The sequence below is a fragment of the Stieleria sp. genome, from assembly GCF_041595215.1.
Lineage (GTDB): Bacteria > Planctomycetota > Planctomycetia > Pirellulales > Pirellulaceae > Stieleria > Stieleria magnilauensis.
The window spans coordinates 1-5294 of the sequence record NZ_JBFHKV010000587.1 but is presented as its reverse complement, the minus strand read 5'-3'; the positions used below and the strand labels follow the sequence as shown (position 1 = coordinate 5294).

6 protein-coding genes are annotated in these 5294 nt (G+C 58.1%); 4 read left to right on the top strand and 2 right to left on the bottom strand.

Features of this window, described 5'->3' with window-relative positions; genetic code table 11:
- Both ABX749_RS20635 and ABX749_RS20630 read right to left on the bottom strand, forming a co-directional pair.
- A partial coding sequence (locus ABX749_RS20635; RefSeq protein ID WP_372897635.1) for an alpha/beta fold hydrolase occupies positions 1-759 on the bottom strand: 759 nt, incomplete at its 3' end.
- Positions 760-952: 193 nt separating this feature from the next.
- Complete coding sequence (locus tag ABX749_RS20630; protein WP_372897634.1) at positions 953-1852, bottom strand: SDR family oxidoreductase; 900 nt, start codon at positions 1850-1852, stop codon at positions 953-955.
- 377 nt (positions 1853-2229) lie between these two features.
- Here ABX749_RS20630 and ABX749_RS20625 point away from each other — a divergent pair, with 377 nt between their 5' ends.
- The 4 genes from ABX749_RS20625 to ABX749_RS20610 form a co-directional block, all read left to right on the top strand.
- Complete coding sequence (locus ABX749_RS20625; RefSeq protein ID WP_095740319.1) at positions 2230-2397, top strand: DUF1328 domain-containing protein; 168 nt, start codon at positions 2230-2232, stop codon at positions 2395-2397.
- A 52-nt stretch (positions 2398-2449) separates the two neighbouring features.
- Complete coding sequence (locus tag ABX749_RS20620) at positions 2450-4354, top strand: AI-2E family transporter (protein WP_372897633.1); 1905 nt, start codon at positions 2450-2452, stop codon at positions 4352-4354.
- A 74-nt stretch (positions 4355-4428) separates the two neighbouring features.
- On the top strand, positions 4429-4851 hold the full coding sequence (locus ABX749_RS20615) for a response regulator (RefSeq protein ID WP_145216328.1): 423 nt from the start codon (positions 4429-4431) through the stop codon (positions 4849-4851).
- Between the two features lie 144 nt (positions 4852-4995).
- A partial coding sequence (locus ABX749_RS20610; RefSeq protein ID WP_372897632.1) for a DUF21 domain-containing protein occupies positions 4996-5294 on the top strand: 299 nt, incomplete at its 3' end.

Here is a 5294-nt window from a genome sequence, read left to right as displayed (position 1 = left end):
ATCGTCCAAGTCCCAAACGGAACGGGCCGATTGGATCACCTGCCGCTCCTCGTCGCAAAGGTCGCTCCCTTCACGAAGAAGTTCTTTTCGTTGGCGATGCAACAGGTAGCGATCGAACAAGCGGTTGGCACCACGTCGCAAATTCTGTGACGTCGTGTGCATGTCCAGGGGTGTAGAGATACTGGCGGCGATCGAAAATGGTGAATCGTCTCCGGTCTCCGCGAGATACCGCAACAACACGTTGCCGCCGAGCGAAAACGCGACCGCCGCCAAACCGTGTTCACACCAAGTCGACCGGTCGGTTCGCAAATACTCGCACAAGTCACTCAAATCATCGGTGAACCCGGGATGGTGGAATCGCCGACAGCTTTGTGCCGAATCCCCTGCGCCGCGGTTGTTCCATAGGACGACCGGAAAACCGGCTTCAAGCAATCGCTCGGCCATGCTGAGCATGTAGCCGCTACGGGCGTGACCGCCCATCCCATGGACGATCACCACCAGCGGCCGGTCGGAGCCAGGGACCTGGGCCGGCAAATAATAGCCACTCAGCACGTCCGGTGGTGTCTGATCTCCGACGATATCGAACTGGACGCTACCGGGCCATCGGTCCGTGTCCAAGTCTGTTCGAACCGCTTTGATGGACAGCGTCTGAAGCCAACCACCACGCCACCAACGATTTGGGACGAACGGGTCAAGCCACGGGAAGTGTTCCAGACCGAAGCGTAGATTTGAATCGTTGCCGATCGTTTCATTGCTCATCGGCACCATCCTACCTGTAATCTCGTCGGCCTGACTGAATCGAAGGCCTGAATCGAAGGCCCCCTTGGCCCCACTTTACCAGTTCACAGCAAACGCCGTTCCGTCGCTGTGACGAGAGTTGTTGCAGACGCATTGCGAGACGATCCGGGCTCGACGCGAAACGCCGTACGCTGGCGATCCGAGGCGACGAGCATCACTTGGGCGCAGATCCGCCACCCCCATGGCCTCGCCGCTGTCGATGCGTTGTGCCGGAAAGTCGTCGGAAGTACTCTCGCCAACTTTGGTGGGGACGACCGGCGGCTGTCTCGAATTGACTTTCGTTGTCGGCGGCCCCATTGCGGATTCCTTCGTAGATTCCCGCGATGATGTTGCCCAGGAACTCGCCGAGATCTGCGACACGATCGGCTCGATATTCGGCAACCGACATCTCGCGGTATTTCAAGTCGGTGCCGAATGCGCTGTTGAGGTAGTCGGCCAATGTCGCTTGCGTGATCGCTTCACCGTGCAAGTTGTACGTTTGACCGTTGTGTTTCGGCTCGGTCAGCATCCGCGCATAGGCGAACGCCAGTTCGCAGCGTGTCGTATAGCCACACAGGCCGTCGCCGGCGCAGTTCGCGATTTCTCCCCGTTGCTTGTAGGTTTCGATGTACTCGACGTCGGGCTCGATGTAGATTCCGTTACGGCCGATCGCCCACTCCAGACCACTGTCGCGGACGTCTTGTTCGGTTTGCCGATTGCTTTGCACGATGGGCGAGAATGCGGTGTTTTCTTCGGCCCCTTGGATACTGGTGTAAACCATCTTGGCCACCCCAGCCGACTTCGCCGCTTCGATCACGTTGCGGTGCTGGCCGATCCGATTGTCGGGGGTGTCCATTCCGGACACCAGCAAGACGGCGTCGATCCCTTGCAGCGAGTGTTCGAGCTCCGTTGGCGATCCGTAATCACCGGGCCGGATGTCGACACCCAGTGCCTGGGCTTTTTGAGGGGTTCGGGCGAGACCAACCACATTTTCCTTGCCGACGAGCTTGATCGTCGCTTTGACGATTTCCGAACCGAGCTGGCCACTGGCCGACGTCACTGCAATTTTCTTCACCTGACTCTCCCTGTGTAAGACAACGGTTCCCGGCGGTGCCTGAACTCCGTCTCGCTATTGATTCTACATCGCATCCATCGAATCACGAAACGCAACGCCACGCTCGGTTGACGTGCTCCCCTTCTTTGGAGCAGGCGCGACAGCAGGTCATCATCGGCGGCGAGCTTGCAGAGAACACGCGCAGCGACGGGCTGCCGCTGTCCATTTCACGGCCATCCTGGTCGCGAAACGTCCAGCGCACCGTCTGGCAACGGTGATTTACGCCACGAAATTCGCTGCAATTCACTTTGGCACGACAATCGCATTGAGGGGAAAGTCCTCGCACGGCGGTGACGTTCACGGCCACGAGGCAAACCATTCAACCCTTGGAGAATGCCATGTTAGGCTGGGCTTTAACCTTTTTGATTATCGCTTTGATCGCTGGTGTGCTCGGCTTTGGCGTCGTTGCCGGAACCGCTGCTACGATCGCAAAAATTTTGTTCGTCGTGTTCCTGGTCCTGTTCATCATTGGACTGGTCATGGGACGACGCGGACCAGCCGTTTGAGCACCGCCTCGATCGGCACCACGTGAGAACTCTAGCAGACATGACATCGTGAATGGCAAACCGTAAATCCGATCTCGCAACCATTGCGTCGGTCGCACAGTTGCTCGCGACGGTTTTGATCGTCGCGGCACTGTACTTTGCCCGCGATGTCTTCATTCCACTGGCACTCGGATTACTGCTTTCGTTCTTGCTCAGCCCCATCGTCAATCGACTCGAACGTGCGGGCATCCCTAACATCACGGCGGTTGTGACGACCGCTGCGTTGGCCTTTATCCTGCTCGCGAGCGGATTCACCTTGATCGCTCGGGAACTGACCTCACTGGTCGGTGATCTCCCCAAACACAAACACGAACTGGTCGCCAAAGCCAGGAGTCTTGGTGGGATGACGACCGGGGTGAGCGGGTCGCTGGGAGACCTCGCCGAGGAGGTGACCGAAGCGATCGAGGAGAGTGAAAGCGGCGTGGGTGAGCCGTCGGATGAAGGCTCTTTTTGGGAAACGCTGCTACCTGGTCCGGCCAAGAACGCCGAAGACATCACCCATGATGGCACCTCCGCCAAGGCGCCGCTGTACGTCAAAGAGGTTCAATCAGACCTCCCGCTTGCTTCCTGGGCGACAACGGCCGGAACCGTGCTGAGCCCCCTTGCGACGGCCGGTTTGGTGAGCGTCTTTGCGCTATTCATGTTGGTCCATCGCGAGGACTTGCGCGATCGAATCATTTACGTCGTCAGCCAAGGAAACTACGTTACGACGACCGAAGCCCTGGACGAAGCCGCGAGCCGCATCAGTCGCTACCTGATGGCCCAGTCCATCATCAACGCCTCGTACGGGTTCGTGCTGACGCTCGGGCTCACCATCATTGGCGTCACGATGACCGAGGCCGGCAGCTTTCCTAACGCCATCCTTTGGGGTGTTCTGGCAACTTGCTTGCGTTTCGTGCCCTATCTCGGCCCGACCGCGGCCGCGGTTTTTCCGCTGGCACTTGCGCTATCGGTCTTTCCGGGCTACGGGGTCGCGTTGGCGGTGCTTGCGCTCATCATCACGATGGAACTGGTCAGCAACAACGTTCTCGAGCCGTGGCTGTACGGGACCAGCACCGGCATTTCGGCCGTGGCGGTGATCGTGGCGGCAGTCTTCTGGGGCTGGCTCTGGGGGCCAGTCGGCTTGCTGCTTTCGACGCCGCTGACCGTTTGCTTGGTGGTGCTGGGCCGCTACGTCCCACGTTTTAAGGTTCTCTCGACATTGCTGAGCGAAGAGGTTGCGATCAAACCGTCGATGCGTCTGTACCAACGCTTGCTGGCCGGCGACGAACACCGTGCCAAGGAGATGTTGAACGAACACACGCGTGAAAACACTCTGGAGTCAACGTGTGATGAATTCTTGATCCCGATGATCAAACGCATCCGCAGAGACCACGACGACGAACACTTGACTGATGTCGACGCCAACCGCTTGCTCGCCATGGCCGGCGGATTGATTGCGGAACTTGATCGGTGCATCGCCCCGAGTGACGAGCCGTCGGATCATGAGATCGATGTCGCAAGTGCGGTCGACGTCCCGAACATCATCGGATGCACATCGCACCACTTCAGTGAATTGCTTGTCTTAAATCTACTTCGCATCGGCGGAGTTGGTCTTTTTAACCTCGATAGCATCGACGACGACATCCTCCCCCAACAGGTCGGACAAGAGATTGCGCGACGCGATCCATCCATGGTCGTCATTGTGGTGCTTCCCAAAGGCGGTTTCGTCCAAGCGAGGTATTTGTGCCGGTCCATTCGCAACGAGGGCTACACCGGACCGATCTTGGTTTCATGCCTCGGCAAATTCAAAAATTTTGACAAGCTGTTCATCAAGTTCCGAAAGGCAGGCGCGACCGGAATGGCGACATCGTATTCCCAGACTCGCTCCAAAATAGACTCCATTCTGAGCCGCCGCGACACCGTGACCATGGTCTAGGCGTCCAGCACGGGAGGAATGGCCAATCGCATCGTTAGCCCCTTAACCCATTGCCCTCATCAACAGGCCCGATCATGAAGACAATTCTTATCGTCGACGATCACGACGACATTCGTGAGATGATGACTCTGAAATTGCAGAAACACGGATATGCCGTTGTCACAGCAACCAACGGGCTGGAAGCCATCCTGGCCACGGCGCAGTCGGACCCATCGCTCATTTTGATGGATGTCAACATGCCCGAGTTGGACGGCCTGGAGGCAACGATGCAGATCCGAGCGGCAGACGCTGCCAACCGAATTCCGGTGATTGCTCTGACCGCTTACGCGTTACCCGGCGATGAATCGCGTGCGATCGCGGCCGGTTGCGATGCATTTCACCCCAAGCCGGTCGATTTTGAGAAACTGTTCCAACAGATCTCCGACTTAATCGAAGACGCCGACCGCAACCGGATCGAAACCGGAACCGAGTCGCAGGGAGAAGTGGAAGCGACGTAACGCCGAGTTCCTGCCCCCCCGTCGACCCTGCAGACCTCACCCGCCTCGTCGGCTCGCCACTCAGGGAGTTTGCGGCGACGGCATGGTGTTTGCTTGCACTTCTCATGCTTCGCCTGTTCAATCGCGTCTTTCGGGGAAATTGTCGTGGACCTTGTACTTCTCATCATTTATCTCCTGATCGCCATCGGGTTCTCGTTTCTTTGTTCGATTGCCGAAGCGGTGCTGCTTTCGATCACGCCTAGCTATATCGCAGAGCGCAAGCAGGATCCGTCCAGGTCCGCGAAACGCATCATCGACCTGAAAACCAACATCGACCGACCGCTGTCCGCGATCCTCAGCCTGAACACGATTGCCCATACCGTGGGCGCCGCTGGCGTGGGTGCCCAAGCGGCAAAGGTCTATGGCGACGCCTACGTCGGGGTGACCAGTGCCGTACTGACACT

Coding starts and splice junctions, on each gene's coding strand:
- ABX749_RS20625 (WP_095740319.1), top strand. CDS start 2,230: ATGTTAGGCTGGGCTTTAACCTTTTTGATTATCGCTTTGATCGCTGGT.
- ABX749_RS20620 (WP_372897633.1), top strand. CDS start 2,450: ATGGCAAACCGTAAATCCGATCTCGCAACCATTGCGTCGGTCGCACAG.
- ABX749_RS20615 (WP_145216328.1), top strand. CDS start 4,429: ATGAAGACAATTCTTATCGTCGACGATCACGACGACATTCGTGAGATG.